The organism is Vibrio sp. 10N.261.52.C11 (assembly GCF_041471405.1).
GTDB classification, from domain to species: Bacteria; Pseudomonadota; Gammaproteobacteria; order Enterobacterales; family Vibrionaceae; genus Vibrio; species Vibrio crassostreae_C.
Genome location: NZ_JBFROI010000029.1, coordinates 45239 through 60121 on the forward strand (window position 1 = coordinate 45239; position 14883 = coordinate 60121).

Below are 14883 nucleotides of genomic sequence, written 5' to 3' on the forward strand. Positions count from 1 at the left end.
GACTGGGTTATGCTTCCATCCACTGCTTCCATGCTTGAACAACATGTTCTCTTTCCATTTCGAACTTTTCAATCGCCACATCCGCATCAAGGTTAAGTAGATTACGGTGGTGGATTTCATCCCTTAATGTGGTGTACGCATTGGTCAATGCCATACCTTGTTGCTCGTCCATTATCCCTTGCGACAACAAGCTTTCAAAGATTCTCACATTGTCACACCAACGAGTAAGCTTAGGTTTCTCGTTGCTGTATCTCAGCACTAAGTATTGCGCCAAGAACTCAATATCAGTAATACCGCCCGCATCTTGTTTAAGCATGAATCGATCGGCTTTTTTACCGCCTAAATGGCCACGCATTTTTTCACGCATATCCACAACTGACTTTTTGAGTGTTGCCTCATCTCGTGGCAAGCACAAAACCTCATGCCTAGTTTTGTTAAACGCAGATACCAATAAGTCATCACCGTAAATCATACGAGCACGAGTGAGGGCCTGGTGCTCCCATGTCCACGCGTCATTGTGCTGATACTCGTCAAAGGCATCGGTTGGACTCACCAATAGACCAGATGCACCAGAAGGGCGTAGGCGAGTATCGACTTCGTACAAAATGCCAGAAGCAGTTCTGGTCGAGAAAATATGAATAATACGCTGCGCTAATCTTAAGTAGAATTGGCGTCCATCGATCTCTTTCTTTCCATCAGTATAGATGTGTACCGGGCAGTCGTGCATGAACACGATATCAAGATCGGAGTTATAACCAAGCTCCCAACCACCGACTTTGCCATAACCAACGACAGCAAAACCGCGACCTTCGCGATCTTTAACATGGGTCGGTTCACCAAACTTGGCGGATACTTGTAACCAAGCTTGATTGACCCCCGCCTCCACAATGGCTTCTGCTAAGTAGGTCAGGTGATCACTGACCTTCATGACAGGTAGAGCACCCGCAATATCCGCGGCTGCAATTCTCAATATACAGGTCTGCTTAAACTGACGCAGACCTTCCATCTGTTGCTCCATATCATCTTCAGGGATACGGGCTAGATAATCACGCAACTCGGTCTTGTAAGACTCTAAAGGCACGGGATTGTAGAGTTGCTGAGGGTCGATAAGTTCATCTAACAGAATTGGATAACGACCCAACTGCTCCGAAATCATCGGGCTTGCCGTACACAGGCGAACTAGCTGAGTCAACGCGGCAGGGTGTTCATCTAGTAGTTCAAGGTAAGTGGTACGCGTAACGATTTTATGCAGCAGATGCAGTACTCGCGACAAACCAAACTCGGCATCCTTAGCGGTGTACAGCGCTTGAAACACTTTCGGCATCAGTCGATTGAGGACTTCCCGCCCACGAGGGCCAAGAGTCTTTTTAGCCAAATCGGCTTTAAACTGAATGATCGTTTTCGCCGCATCAGGCGGGCTCGCGACCGCAATGTCGTGTTCCAACACGTGCTCAATTACATCGGGTTTATGGGCCATATCCCACAACTCGCTAAAGTGGCTCGCGATCGGATTAGCGTCATCTTCATCAACGCCAATTAGGTCTTCGAACACGGTATGTACATTCGCCATATGGGCGCGAGTTGCCACAATCAAGCTATCCCAATCGGAAAATTGCATGGCAACCGCAAGCTGCAGTTGTTCGAATTCACCGTCAGGTAAGGTTTGAGTTTGCTTATCAGCCATGGCTTGTAACAGGTTCTCAAGGCGACGCAAAAACAGATAAGCTTCACGTAGGTGCCCCACCTCTTCAGACTCTAGCAGATGAAGGGATTCAATCGCACTTAAGGTTTCGAGTAACCCTCGACCGCGTAAGCTAGGCTCGCGTCCACCACGAATCAATTGGAAGACTTGTGCGATAAACTCAACTTCACGAATACCACCAGAGCCAAGCTTGATGTTGTTCGAGAGACCACGACGACGCACTTCGCTGCTGATCATAGACTTCATTCGGCGCAGAGATTGAATCGCACTAAAATCAATATAACGGCGGAACACAAACGGGCGTAGCATTTGGCGAAGCTCTTGATACTCAGGGTACATCTCACTGCCCATCACACGCGCTTTGACCATAGCGTAGCGTTCCCAATCGCGACCTTGTTCTTGATAGTAATCTTCTAGCGCAGCGTAACTCATGACCAGTGGACCACTCTCACCGAATGGACGCAGGCGCATGTCTACTCGATAACAGAATCCATCGAAGGTTTGCTGATCAAGCGCCTTAATAATACGTTGCCCGAGACGTGTAAAGAACTGCGCATTGGCAATGCTGCGTCTTGCACCTTGGGTTTCACCATTCTCTGGGTAGGTGAAGATCAGATCGATATCGGAAGAGAAGTTAAGCTCACCGCCCCCTAGCTTGCCCATACCAATGATCAACATCGGCTGTGCTTCGCCTTGTTCATTACAAGGTGTGCCCCACTCTTTACAACAAATATCGTACTGCCATTGGTAGGTTTCGAAGATCATCGCCTCAGCCAACATCGATAGATGATTTAGGCTCTGCTCTAGCTCCCACGAACCCATAAAATCACGCCAAGCAATGTAGGTCATTTCTCGATTTCGGAATTGACGCAGCACGCGCTGACCGCTCATTTCATCGGTGCAACTAGAAAGTAATTCAGCCAAGCGTTCTCGGTATCCTTCAGCGCGTTCTTCGCATGCCAACATATTAGGTAAGTCACCACATAAAACCGTATCACGCTGCAGGCAATCACCAATAAAACAGCTTAAACCGAGTACACGTTTAAGATCTTCAGTCAGTGGCTCAGACCAAGTATTGATGGCTTCACTTTGATGCTCTAATAATTGCTCAAAAGCAGACTGGGAGTGAGTGATGAGTTGAGAAGGCAATGGCATGTTTCTTCCTTGTATAAGCTGCGCGCCGAACAATCGGTTTATCGATTCAGTTCTTCAATAACGAGTTTTCATAACTAAAGATAAGTTATACCAAAGTTACGCCAATAAAAAACGCCCACATTAACAATGTGGGCGTTTTATCGATTAACTTATCTGGTTGAGCTTACAACCGAGAAACAGTCTCTGGGAATTAGCCTTTGACGGATGAAGATTGGGTGCTGAGGACTAAACCTTAAATTGCTTAATCTTACCGTCGAGTTCTTGCGCGTTACTTTCCATAAGCTGAGAGGTCTCGAGCAGTTCACCAACCACCACAACTGAAGCTTCAACAAGCTCGCGTACATTGGTCAGGTTGACGCTCATCTCTTCAGCAACACTGCTCTGTTGGCCTGCAGCGGTCGCGATCTGGAAGTTCATATCATTGATTTGATTGACTTGGCTTACAATGCCGTCAAGCTCACTTCCCGCGTTAGTCACCAGATCAACACCTTCAGCCGCTTCAACAACACTCTTCTCCATCAGTTCTACCGCAGAGTTAGCGCTGCTTTGTAGATGACTGATCATGTCTTGAATCTCTACCGTCGCTTGCTGAGTGCGCTGTGCAAGGTTACGAACCTCATCAGCAACAACCGCAAAACCACGACCCGCTTCACCGGCACGTGCCGCTTCAATTGCAGCGTTCAATGCTAGTAGGTTTGTCTGTTCTGAAATGCCTTGGATAGTACCAACCACACTGCCAATTGAGTCAACGCGTTCTTCTACTTGGTTTACCGCTGCTGCAGATGCTGCGATATCTGAAGATAGCTCACTCATCTTAGACACTGATCCTTGAACGAACTTCTGACCAGTAAGAGCTTGGCCTGATGCCTGTTCAGTCAATGACGAAGCGCTTTGTGCATGCTCAGCGACAGTTTGCACCGTCGACGTCATCTCACTCATTGCTGTTGCCAGTTGATCGATCTCGTTGAACTCTTCTTGAGCTGACTCTTTGGTTTCAGACATGCTGATGGTCATCACTTCCGTCAGAGCAAACAGCTCATCAGAAGAGGCCACCTGAGTTTTGATCATGTCGTTCAGTTGGACGCGAGTTTTTTCAAGTTCGCGTGCCACATCGCCGTATTCATCTTTACAGTCCATTTGAATCGGCACTGATAAGTTCTTATCTGCCATGGTTTTAATGGCGTCATTAAGGTATTGAGTCTGGCGCAGCATAACGCGCGCCGCTGCTAACAGAAGAACCACAAACACAATGATCATCAAGGCTGTTTGCCAAGCCACTTGAACTAGGTAAGTCTCGTAATGCTGTTGTGCGACTTGCGCATTGTTCGTTACAGCAAGCAATGAATCGTGAAACGTACTTGCGTCCCATAGCTGCTTCGAAATGATCAAGATAGTGCTGAATATCATCAACATGACCATTTTTGGAACGAGACGAACGTCAGAGATTACCCTTTCCCACGGCTTGAATGACAGTTTAGTCATTGTCAGTTCTCCATTAATTCTTATATATTGATGGCTTCTATATCCGCGAAGTGGCTATGTCAGTCAAAGTTCGCGATTTATTTTGAGCCTCGTATGAATGTTGAATAATACCAAAGACGCCACCAAGCCGATGAGCTTATTGTCACTGATTCTCTCTTTCTTAGCGTTATTTGTGATCTCAGGCTTATTGTTCGTACCGATCGATAAAGAATCGAAACAAGTCCTTATCGGCCTCGATTTTATAATCTGTAGTGTTTTTCTTTTTCAGCTCACGATTGATCTATTGAGATCACAAAATAAGAAAGAATATCTAAAAGTACACTGGATCGATTTCTTAGCAAGTATCCCAATGATCGAACCACTTCGTTTCGCTCGCATTTTTCAGATCCTGCGTGTCATTCTTGTGCTCCGCTCGGGTAAACGTGTTTTTAGAGAGCTGTTTCGTAATCGCAAAGAAACCACACTCGCTTCCATCATTCTGCTTTTGGTGATCTTACTGACTATCGGTGCTGGCACGATCCTGCTATTGGAACACAAAGATCCGAACGCCAACATCACTACAGGTCATGATGCTTTATGGTGGGCGTTTGTGACCATCAGTACTGTGGGTTATGGCGACCATTACCCAGTGACAACTTCCGGTCAGTTAGTGGCTTCAATGGTGATCATCTGTGGTGTCGGTGTGTTTGGTATGATTTCAGGCTTGATTACTTCTTTGATCACCTCCCCAACTCATCATGAGAATCAACGAGCGGAAAACAAAGAGAAACACCTTGAGAAGATCATCGAGCAGCAACAGAAAATCTTAGAGCGACTCGAAAAACTTGAGCAACAAACAAAAAAATAGGGCCCGAGCCCTATTTTCAAATTCATACTTCTATTGATACAGGTATCGAGTTTAGTCTTGCCAGTATGGCTCAACCTCAACACTGATTTGGCGTGTCTGTTCCATCGCATGCAGAATAGACACTTCTTGGCGAGCCAACCAACGCTCTAGCTGAAGCTTCTCATCGCCTTCCAGCTTCTCAGTCAAAGGCTCTAATGTTTTAAGTGCCAGCAAGTCATCAATGCCTTGCACCATATCGGCCCATGGCAAGCGGAAGCTGTTTCGTTCATCGTCATCATACAAACTCGCGAAACCAACGCCAGAATACAGATTACGCATCAAACGGTATTGCTGATCAATATACGCTTGGCTAGTCATCACTCGCTCTGGCGGGAAAGCTTCCATCAAATCGGCCCATGTACGATCGAGTTGCTGCACGGAAAACCATTCGATACCACGAGCCATTTGCTCACGTGCTTTTTCATCTAAGAAAGGTTGCCAGCCACGAGACAAGATCCAACGGCTCAGATCTAACAATAAACCGGTGTAACGAGCAGAGCTCAGCAAGGTAAGCAGATCTTCACGATCTGGCAGTTGCTCTTGCATCTCTTTAAGCTCAGCGACTAAGAACTTACGCGCATCGAGTTTACGTAGTACATGGCCTTTATCTTCCAGCAAGTCTTCGAAGTGATCATAGCTTTTCAGCCAGTCGAGCTCTTGCTCAAGCCACTTCAACTCTTGACGTAAAATCGCACTTGCTCGTCTAGGGACAATGCCGCCATAGATAGTGAAAGTTTGGCGAATAAAACTCAGCGAGTGACTGATCTCATGCAAAGCTTCAATCGATTGACGCTCTGTGAAAATCTGCTCGTGATAATGCCAATGAGCGAGAGCATGCTCTAAAGATTGAATAAAACACGATTCAACGGTATCACTTTTGTCAGTATCAACTAAGGTCAAAGGAGTAACTTCATCTCCTTGATAACCTTGAGCAAGACGGTAACCCTTAGCTGCTTTACTTAGGTTACCCAAACGCATGCCACCTTGTTCGCAGAATTGGCGAGACAATGTAAATAGCGCATCCGTTTGACCGGATTTAAGTTCCAATTCGACTTCGCAAATCGGTTCTTGCAGGTCGCCTGATTCAACAAAGCCTTGATCGAATGCGACCTCGACTTGGCTACCATCAGGCATACCAATCAACCACTGCTCACGCGTGAAGTTGGTAGAGAACAGAGGAGTCAGCTCAGCTTGCAACGTTTCGATGTCTTTACCTGTTGGCCAGATATCCTCTGGGTGCAGGGCTAGCTTAGGTTCGTTGCTGTCGTGTTCTGCATTGTATTCAGGCCTTTGATGCAGGCCAGCAACCACACGACCAGCAGTCTTTACGGTTTGTACAAATACGTCATCAAAGCGTCGAATGCGTAAGCCTGTATCGTGCTTACGTAGCCAGTTGTCAGCGGTGTCAAAGTAGATGTTACCTAGCTCACGACAACTGTGCTGAAGTACTTTAGTTTCAGCAATTTTATTGCGTAAAGTCTCTGAAAATTCAGGAGAAACAAAAAACTTCAGTTCTATCTCGGTTTCCATAGTTATACCTTTCTGTGAAGATAGGGACAGGATATTGCCAATTTGAAAAGTCGGCAAGTCAGAAATATCGCCCTTATGATGATCTAAAACAGTTTTAATGAGAGATTGATTAGGTTAACATGCGCGACTTTGTAGCCATCGCTTAACATTTCACCATGAATATGGTGTATGTTGTTTTAAGGTTATTATTTATTAGGTTGGATGACCATGCCAGTAAATACAATTATGGGGTTATTTGCAAAGTCCCCAATTAAACCTTTGCAGCGTCACGTAGTATGCGTGAACGAATGTTGTTCTCACCTAGTTAATTTCTTTGAAGTTTCTTCAAAAGGTGACTGGGAAAAAGCATCAGAAATTCGAGCTCAAATTTCTCACCTTGAGAAAGAAGCTGACGTACTAAAACGTGAAATTCGCCTTAAACTTCCTCGTGGTTTGTTTATGCCAGTTGATCGCACCGATATGTTGGAGCTATTAACTCAACAAGACAAACTCGCAAACCTAGCGAAAGACATTGCTGGCCGTGTATATGGTCGTCAACTTGTCATTCCTGCTCCTATGCAAGAAAACTTCATCGCTTACGTTAAACGTTGTCTAGATGCAGCGAACCAAGCACAAAACGTAATCAATGAATTAGACGAATTACTTGAGACTGGCTTTAAAGGCCGTGAAGTAACACTCGTTGCCGAAATGATTCATCAATTAGATGTAATTGAAGATGACACGGATGCGATGCAGATCGAACTACGCCAACAACTAATGGCAATTGAAGGCGATCTGAATCCAGTTGATATCATGTTCTTATACAAAATTCTTGAATGGGTTGGTGGTATTGCAGATCAAGCACAGCGTGTAGGCGCTCGTCTTGAAGTAATGCTTTCTCGATCTTAAATCATACGTTAACCATATAACGAAGAGCATTTTTTGAACAAACCACTTATGCGCTGAGTATTCCTCTCGCTGAGCGGTTTTTTGCGTCTAAATTTGTTCCGCTTGTTATCAAACAACTAGGTATTACGATGGATATCCTTGCTAACTACGGCACTGTCCTGATTATTGTTGCAGCAGCTTTCGGTTTCTTGATGGCTATTGGTATTGGTGCAAATGACGTTGCGAACGCAATGGGCACCTCAGTAGGCTCTAAAGCTTTAACCGTTAAACAAGCGATCATTATCGCAATGATCTTTGAATTCGCAGGTGCTTACCTTGCGGGCGGCGAAGTAACAGACACGATCCGTAAAGGTGTTATCGAAACGTCTCTATTCGCTCATCAACCAGATGTACTTGTGTACGGCATGATGTCAGCACTTCTTGCTGCGGGTACATGGCTACTTCTCGCTTCTTACATGGGCTGGCCGGTTTCTACGACTCACTCAATCATCGGTGCAATCATCGGTTTTGCGTGTATTTCTGTAGGTACTGAAGCTGTAGACTGGAACAGTGTTCAAGGTATTGTGGGTAGTTGGATTATCACACCCGTTATTTCCGGCTTCTTCGCTTACGTCATATTTGTAAGTGCTCAACGACTGATTTTTGATACAGAGAACCCGCTATTTAACGCGAAACGCTTTGTACCGGTATACATGTTCATTACAACAATGGTAATTGCACTTGTAACCATCAAGAAAGGCCTTAAGCACGTTGGTCTTCACCTAAGCAACACTGAAGCATGGGTTTGGGCTGCTGGCGTTTCTGCGCTTGTGATGATCGGCGGTTACCTATACATCCAGAAGAAATTCGCTAACCGCGAAGAAGACCACGGCTTTGCAGGTGTTGAAGGCATCTTCTCTGTACTCATGGTTATCACAGCTTGTGCGATGGCATTTGCACACGGTTCAAACGACGTTGCGAACGCGATTGGTCCACTGTCTGCTGTTGTATCAACCGTTGAGCACATGGGTGAAATCACAGGTAAGAGTACTATCGCATGGTGGATTCTTCCTCTAGGTGGATTCGGTATCGTTGTTGGTCTTGCAACAATGGGTCATAAAGTAATGGCAACCGTTGGTACTGGTATTACAGAACTAACACCAAGCCGTGGCTTTGCTGCACAACTTGCAACTGCATGTACGGTTGTACTAGCTTCAGGTACTGGCCTTCCAATCTCTACTACACAAACACTCGTTGGTGCTGTTTTAGGTGTTGGTTTTGCTCGTGGTATCGCAGCACTAAACTTAGGCGTTGTACGTAATATCGTGGCTTCTTGGATTGTGACACTACCTGCAGGTGCTCTACTTGCTGTTGTGTTCTTCTACGGAATTCAAGCTGCGTTTACTATGTAATCGCGACTGCGTTAGTGAATACTAGCGTCAGAACAGTGTGAGCTTCAGTAACGATATGTAAATGCCATGTCATTATTGACTCAAACGCACAGAAAGGGAGGCTTTGCCTCCCTTCTTTGTTGCACCGCATAAAGAAACTAAATATTATTTGCTGATTGAGGCTGACTCATACGCCTACCCAATTTGAATCGTTAAGGGATTTACTGTGAAAAAACTGATTAGCTTAGTTTTGTTCGCAATGCTTGCGGCTCCAGCTGCCTTTGCACAAGACCGTTATATTGCTGACAAACTATTTACTTATATGCATTCTGGCCCAAACAACACATTCCGTATCATCGGTAGTGTTGATGCTGGTGAAAAGATTACATTCCTACAAACTAACAAGAGTACGGGTTACACCCAAATTCAAGACAACCGTGGCCGTAAAGGTTGGGTTGAAAGCAAGTTTGTAAGCACTCAAGAAAGCATGGCACTGCGTATGCCTAAGCTAGAGAAAGAGCTGACGGAAGTTAAAGGCAAGCTAGCGAATGCTCGTCAGAGTGCTGACAGCGAAAAAGCTGGCCTAGCAAGCTCTCTAGATTCTCGTAACAAGCAGATTGCTGAACTAGAACAGAACTACAGTGAAATTAGCCAACAGCTAACGAGTTCTCAAACAGAGAACCGTGAACTGCGCGCTAAGCTAGACACTCAAAAAGACGACCTACTATTGAAGTACTTCATGTACGGTGGTGGTGTTGCGGGTATTGGTCTACTTCTAGGCCTTGTTCTGCCACACATCATGCCTCGTCGCAGAAAATCACCAAACGGTTGGGCGTAGACGTAACGCTTGTATCAGGTACAGTAAATTCAGTATCGAATATCAAAAAGGAGCACCGAGGTGCTCCTTTTTATTTGTCTGTTATCTAAATACGTATAGAAATCGCTAACCTTTCCACTCGTACAGAGCCGGGATTTCTATCTTCTGTTGATTGAACTCTATGATCACTGATTGTGGCTTAATCTCTAGTAATTGAATGTCTTGTCCAATCCAATCTCCTTGCGCCACTTCTTGGCCGTTCACTTTTACCCAACGTTTGGTCTCGCTGCTCGAGTACATATGAGTTTGTAGGTCTAACTTAGGAAGGACTCCTGATAAGCTATTGGTGTGCGTTTCCAACTCAATAACCTGAGAGCCTCTTTGCCCTGCGGGTCTAGAGTCCATCGGCTCAGGAGTGCTTTGTTGCTCCCCCATAATGGATTCAAGCTTCAATGCCAAATCAGGTGGCAACTCACTGAGGTCTAGCCCTTGCAGCAGATCACTGTCCGATTGTAAGTCACTATTTGATTGCTGATCAGTGCTTGATTGCAGAGCAGTCGTTTCATCACTCGCGCCTGGCTGAACGGATGACGATTCGGAACTGGCTGTCATTTGAGTGTTGTTATCAGCATTAGCGAAGATCACTGCTGAGCCACCAGCGGTGTTTGCACGATTAGCGCCAGAATCAATCTGTGCATACATCTCTTGGCGTGGCAATGCTTTCAACGGTTGGCTCGCCGGTGCAGGGCGAACGGTGAACAAGGCATCTTCTTCCTCAGACACGGCATCCATGCTTGCTATATCAGCATCCGCAATTTCAGGCTCAATGTCTGATTCAGTTTTAAATTCTGGCAGAGCGACATTGGCAGCTTGGTTCACGGCTTCTTGTTGTTGGATATACGATTGATAAGCCAAGACGCCACCCACCAACAAAGAAGGAACCAAGATTAAGAGTAGCCCCATCGCTAACGATGAACCTCGCTTGTTGCTCATCCCTTTTGCAGAATTAGGAACATGATGATTCTGGTAGCCTTTGAAGCTTGGTTTGCTAAGAGAGTGCTGATTAATAGAAGATGGCTTGTGAGACGGCTGTTTAAGTTCGTGCATAATACGTGACATTAGCTTTCGCCCCCTTCTAGTGACATCAGCTTAGGCGAATCGAGTTGAGCTAATCTCTGCAATCTTGCTAAGGTGCGCTTACCTGCAATGCCATCAACAGACATACCTTGCCACGTTTGAAATGCTTCGATTTTCATTTTTAACTCATAATCAAATACATCACTACCGGAAACAACCTCTCCTAATACTTCAGAAAGCAGTAGATCAAGCAAAGCAACCGCTTCACCTTGATAGCCCTCTTTAAGGGTCTCTCGCAGCGGCTGCTTCCAAATAGCGACGTAATCGCCTTGCCAGATTTGCTCTAAGGATTGCTTCGGCATCACCAACAGCTTTTCATTAACCAGCAACTCGACAGAATCCTTAGACACGCCATACAGCACAGCAAACACTGGTTTTTGGTCTATGTCGAGATTAAGTACCACAGGAACACCAAGTTCTAACAAGGTATCCAAACTGGCCTGCTGCTGCTCACACACAAAAACACTTTGTGGCTCACTTAAGCACAATCCATCACGCAGTGAAGATTGATATCCCCACAGCGTATACAAGTCTTTGATAGCGAGAGAACGATTGGTCCCCTGCATCAAATGTTGTTGAATGTGTTGTGGCAATTCGAACTTGGCAGGTTTTGGCTCAGCAACCAACTTAGGAACATCTGATACCAAAGAACGCTGAGTACGTGCTAACACTTCCGTCTTTGCTTCATTTGATGCATCCGTAGGCAACCAAGCATTGATATAGCTTGGAGCGAAGTTAAAGGTCGCTATTGCAAGACCAACGCTTAACGTCGCAATCCCTGCGTATTGGAATAACTTAGGCGCGACACGAGAAGTTAGAGCTTTCTCGACGTGATACACATCGGCCTGAAAGGACATAACCTGCTGACACGCTCGGTTAACCGTTTCATTGCTCGGTAGCTGCTCACCGTCATGAAAAGCCAACTGCAGTGCTTTATCACACACCAAGTTAATGAGCCTTGGAATACCATGCGTATATTGAGCAATCAGCTTGATAGAACGGTTCGAAAACAACATCTGCTCGCCACCCGCCGTCTCCAAACGAAACGCGATGTACTTGCCCGTTTCTTCGGTATTAAGAGGCAGTAAGTGATAACGACCAGTAATGCGCTGTGCTAGCTGACGTAGCTGCGTGGTTTGTAAGTGCTGTTGTAATTCCGGCTGGCCGACCAACAGTACTTTTAACAGCTTACGATTGTCGGTTTCCAAGTTTGTTAGAAGGCGTAACTGCTCCAACACATCGGCAGCGAGGTGTTGGGCTTCATCGATCACCAATAGGGTTTGAATGCCTTCGGCATGGCTATCAAGTAGAAAATAATGAATAGCCTGACTGAGCTGTTTCAACGATGCTTGTTCTGGGTACTCGACCTCAAACTCATCGCAGATAGCTTCTAGTAAATCCGTATTTGAAAACGTAGGGTTAAGTATAAGGCCAGCCTGAGTATGACTATCCAATGAAGACAACATCGCCTTAGCGACCGTTGTTTTCCCTGTACCAACCTCACCAGTAAGCATCGCAAAGCCCCCACCCTCGCCTAAACCGGCTTGTAGGTTCTGCATCGCTTCTTGATGGCGCTGACTCAAAAACAAGTAGCGAGAATTTGGTACAATCGAAAATGGCATCTCAACGAAGCCAAAATATTCCTTATACATGTGCTACCCTATAATTACGATTAATGGAAAGTACCATTGCTTGCAGTAAAGTCCAGCAGTGATAAAACATTTCGAGGTGATAAGTTGCAAATTTACGATAGCCTACCAAAAGACAACGGGCTACAACGCTATCTAGTCGGTGGAGCAGTGCGCGATAAGCTGCTCAATATTGATAGTTATGATAGAGATTGGGTCGTGGTAGGGAGTACCCCTCAAGAGATGGAAAACCTTGGCTTTACTGCTGTGGGAAAAGATTTCCCGGTATTCTTGCACCCAAAAACCAAAGAAGAGCACGCACTGGCTCGCACTGAGAGAAAATCAGGCTCTGGTTACACAGGCTTCGAATGTTACTTCGCGCCAGACGTGAGTTTGGAAGAAGACCTGATGCGTCGAGATCTGACCATCAACGCTATAGCTCAAGATGATAAAGGCCAACTTCACGATCCTTATCATGGCCAGAAAGATCTCTCGGATCGTATCTTAAGACACGTTTCAGACGCTTTTGTTGAAGATCCTCTTCGTGTGCTGCGTGTGGCTCGCTTCGCCGCCAAACTCCATCACCTCAACTTTACGGTTGCACCAGAAACCATGGTGATGATGAGCGAGATAGTTCAATCCGGTGAACTGGCACACCTTACTGCAGAGCGAGTTTGGCAAGAGTGGCATAAGTCTCTTAGTACACCGCACCCTGAAGTGTTCCTCTCTGTATTGAAAGAGTGTGGTGCATTGGCAGTCGTATTACCTGAGATTGACGCTCTATTTGGCGTCCCTCAACCTGAAAAATGGCACCCTGAAATCGACACGGGTATTCACACTCTGATGGTTGCTCAGCAAGCCGCACTATTAAGCCCATCGCTACCGGTACGCTTTGCAGCTCAAGTGCATGACTTAGGTAAAGGCGTCACACCACAAGCTGAATGGCCAAGCCATAAAATGCACTGCCACACAGGTGTTAAGATAATCAAGAAACTGTGTGAGCGAGTGAGAGTGCCCAATGAGTTCAGAGACCTTGCGTTGTTAGTGTGCGAGCAACATTCTAATATCCACCGCGCAGGCGAGCTCAAACCAACCACCTTTCTCAAGGTTCTCAACAAGTTCGATGTTTGGCGTAAGCCAGATAGGCTCGACGATATACTACTTTGCTGCCAGGCCGACCACGCAGGCCGAAAAGGATTAGAAGATCAGCCTTATCCTCAAAAAACGCGCTTTGAAGTCGCCTACCAAGCGGCGCTTCAAGTCGAAGTAAAAGCGATCATTGCAGATGGCTTTAAAGGTAAAGATATTCGAGAAGAGCAAGAGAAGCGCAGAGCGGTGGCTATTGAAAGCGCGTTATCAGAACTCACTGATAGTTAGTCTTCACTCCGTTAGTAAGCACGCATTAAAAAACCCGCAACTTAAGCGGGTTTTTCCGTTTCAATCTGTAGGACGAAACATTTGTCTTCGTAGGTCGAGCGCTACTGCATCATCAAGAAAGCAAATAGACCACAACCTAGAATCAGGCGGTAGATAACGAACGGTGTCATGCCCATACGAGAGATAAGCTTCAAGAAAAAGTGGATACAGATGTAAGCACTGATGAAAGACACCGCCACGCCCGTTAGCAAAGTGCCAACATGGATTGGATCACCGCTTGTCACCAACTTAAGACCTAAATAACCACCAGCCAGAGTGATGATTGGGATAGACATCAAGAAAGAGAATCGAGCCGCCGCTTCACGTGTGAAACCAAGGTAAAGCGCCGCGGTAATGGTTGCGCCAGAACGAGACGTGCCCGGAATGATCGCCATTGCTTGAGCAAGACCAATAAACAGCGCCTTTTTCCAACCCGCTTGGTATTCGTCATCGCGCAGGCTTGAGTTCTTGTCCACCCACCATAACAATAGACCAAAGATAATCGTTGTCGTCGCGATCACCCACGCACTGCGTAAGTAAAGCTCAACAATATCTTTCATCAACAAGCCAAAGATACACGCAGGAATCGTCGCGAGAATGATCATCCACGCTAACTTCGCTTCTTTACTACGATCGCCTTTAAACACTGAACCAAAGAATGCGCTCAACAGAGAGACCACTTCTTTACGGAAATAGATAACAACAGCTGCCAAAGTACCAACGTGGACAGCGACATCAAAAGCCAAACCTTGATCTTCCCAGCCTAAAACAGCTGAAGGAAGGATTAGGTGTGCAGAACTGGAAATAGGTAAAAACTCTGTAAAGCCTTGCACCAACGCCAATATAAACGCTTCAAAATAACTCATTACTTA

The 14883-nt window shown here is 45.8% G+C and carries 11 protein-coding genes; 5 read left to right on the top strand and 6 right to left on the bottom strand.

The features are described 5' to 3' along the window. Positions 1 to 7: 7 nt before the first annotated feature. Together glnE and AB4323_RS12160 are read right to left on the bottom strand one after the other, a co-directional pair. A complete protein-coding gene (gene glnE / locus AB4323_RS12155) occupies positions 8 to 2857 on the bottom strand; it encodes a bifunctional [glutamate--ammonia ligase]-adenylyl-L-tyrosine phosphorylase/[glutamate--ammonia-ligase] adenylyltransferase (protein ID WP_017062913.1) in 2850 nt (949 codons plus the stop codon). A 225-nt stretch (positions 2858 to 3082) separates the two neighbouring features. After that, a complete protein-coding gene (locus AB4323_RS12160; RefSeq protein ID WP_372057802.1) occupies positions 3083 to 4339 on the bottom strand; it encodes a methyl-accepting chemotaxis protein in 1257 nt (418 codons plus the stop codon). A 97-nt stretch (positions 4340 to 4436) separates the two neighbouring features. Here AB4323_RS12160 and AB4323_RS12165 point away from each other — a divergent pair, with 97 nt between their 5' ends. Continuing rightward, on the top strand, positions 4437 to 5186 hold the full coding sequence (locus AB4323_RS12165; RefSeq protein WP_017067683.1) for a potassium channel family protein: 750 nt from the start codon (positions 4437 to 4439) through the stop codon (positions 5184 to 5186). Positions 5187 to 5237: 51 nt separating this feature from the next. Here AB4323_RS12165 and AB4323_RS12170 read toward each other — a convergent pair whose 3' ends face one another. Further along, positions 5238 to 6755 (bottom strand): inorganic triphosphatase, encoded by a 1518-nt coding sequence (locus AB4323_RS12170; protein ID WP_102321462.1) that lies wholly within the window; start codon positions 6753 to 6755, stop codon positions 5238 to 5240. A 207-nt stretch (positions 6756 to 6962) separates the two neighbouring features. Here AB4323_RS12170 and AB4323_RS12175 point away from each other — a divergent pair, with 207 nt between their 5' ends. The 3 genes from AB4323_RS12175 (at position 6963) to AB4323_RS12185 (ending at position 9851) form a co-directional block, all read left to right on the top strand. Next, a complete protein-coding gene (locus tag AB4323_RS12175) occupies positions 6963 to 7643 on the top strand; it encodes a TIGR00153 family protein (RefSeq protein WP_010434644.1) in 681 nt (226 codons plus the stop codon). 128 nt (positions 7644 to 7771) lie between these two features. Further along, positions 7772 to 9034, top strand: coding sequence for an inorganic phosphate transporter (locus tag AB4323_RS12180; protein ID WP_017061418.1), 1263 nt, complete (start codon positions 7772 to 7774; stop codon positions 9032 to 9034). 205 nt (positions 9035 to 9239) lie between these two features. Further along, the gene (locus tag AB4323_RS12185) at positions 9240 to 9851 is read left to right on the top strand and encodes a TIGR04211 family SH3 domain-containing protein (RefSeq protein ID WP_017062917.1); all 612 of its coding nucleotides are present in this window, start codon (positions 9240 to 9242) and stop codon (positions 9849 to 9851) included. Positions 9852 to 9956: 105 nt separating this feature from the next. Here AB4323_RS12185 and AB4323_RS12190 read toward each other — a convergent pair whose 3' ends face one another. Continuing rightward, positions 9957 to 10949: a general secretion pathway protein GspB gene (locus tag AB4323_RS12190; protein ID WP_017062918.1), complete on the bottom strand. Its 993-nt coding sequence runs from the start codon at positions 10947 to 10949 to the stop codon at positions 9957 to 9959. After that, positions 10949 to 12619, bottom strand: a complete 1671-nt coding sequence (locus AB4323_RS12195) for an ExeA family protein (protein WP_229647471.1) — start codon at positions 12617 to 12619, stop codon at positions 10949 to 10951. The genes AB4323_RS12190 and AB4323_RS12195 overlap by 1 nt, the downstream gene beginning before the upstream one ends. Positions 12620 to 12655: 36 nt before the next feature. On the opposite strand from AB4323_RS12195, the gene AB4323_RS12200 reads away from it, so the two are divergent. Then, the gene (locus AB4323_RS12200) at positions 12656 to 13972 is read left to right on the top strand and encodes a multifunctional CCA addition/repair protein (RefSeq protein WP_372152565.1); all 1317 of its coding nucleotides are present in this window, start codon (positions 12656 to 12658) and stop codon (positions 13970 to 13972) included. Positions 13973 to 14073: 101 nt separating this feature from the next. On the opposite strand, the gene AB4323_RS12205 is transcribed toward AB4323_RS12200, so the two are convergent. Then, positions 14074 to 14877 (bottom strand): undecaprenyl-diphosphate phosphatase, encoded by an 804-nt coding sequence (locus tag AB4323_RS12205; protein ID WP_010434624.1) that lies wholly within the window; start codon positions 14875 to 14877, stop codon positions 14074 to 14076. Between the last annotated feature and the right edge of the window lie 6 nt (positions 14878 to 14883).

Excerpts from the sequence above, each read along its gene's own strand:
- AB4323_RS12165 (WP_017067683.1), top strand. The coding sequence starts at position 4,437 with ATGTTGAATAATACCAAAGACGCCACCAAGCCGATGAGCTTATTGTCA.
- AB4323_RS12190 (WP_017062918.1), bottom strand. The coding sequence starts at position 10,949 with ATGTCACGTATTATGCACGAACTTAAACAGCCGTCTCACAAGCCATCT.
- AB4323_RS12160 (WP_372057802.1), bottom strand. The coding sequence starts at position 4,339 with ATGACTAAACTGTCATTCAAGCCGTGGGAAAGGGTAATCTCTGACGTT.
- glnE (WP_017062913.1), bottom strand. The coding sequence starts at position 2,857 with ATGCCATTGCCTTCTCAACTCATCACTCACTCCCAGTCTGCTTTTGAG.
- AB4323_RS12195 (WP_229647471.1), bottom strand. The coding sequence starts at position 12,619 with ATGTATAAGGAATATTTTGGCTTCGTTGAGATGCCATTTTCGATTGTA.
- AB4323_RS12170 (WP_102321462.1), bottom strand. The coding sequence starts at position 6,755 with ATGGAAACCGAGATAGAACTGAAGTTTTTTGTTTCTCCTGAATTTTCA.
- AB4323_RS12205 (WP_010434624.1), bottom strand. The coding sequence starts at position 14,877 with ATGAGTTATTTTGAAGCGTTTATATTGGCGTTGGTGCAAGGCTTTACA.
- AB4323_RS12175 (WP_010434644.1), top strand. The coding sequence starts at position 6,963 with ATGCCAGTAAATACAATTATGGGGTTATTTGCAAAGTCCCCAATTAAA.
- AB4323_RS12180 (WP_017061418.1), top strand. The coding sequence starts at position 7,772 with ATGGATATCCTTGCTAACTACGGCACTGTCCTGATTATTGTTGCAGCA.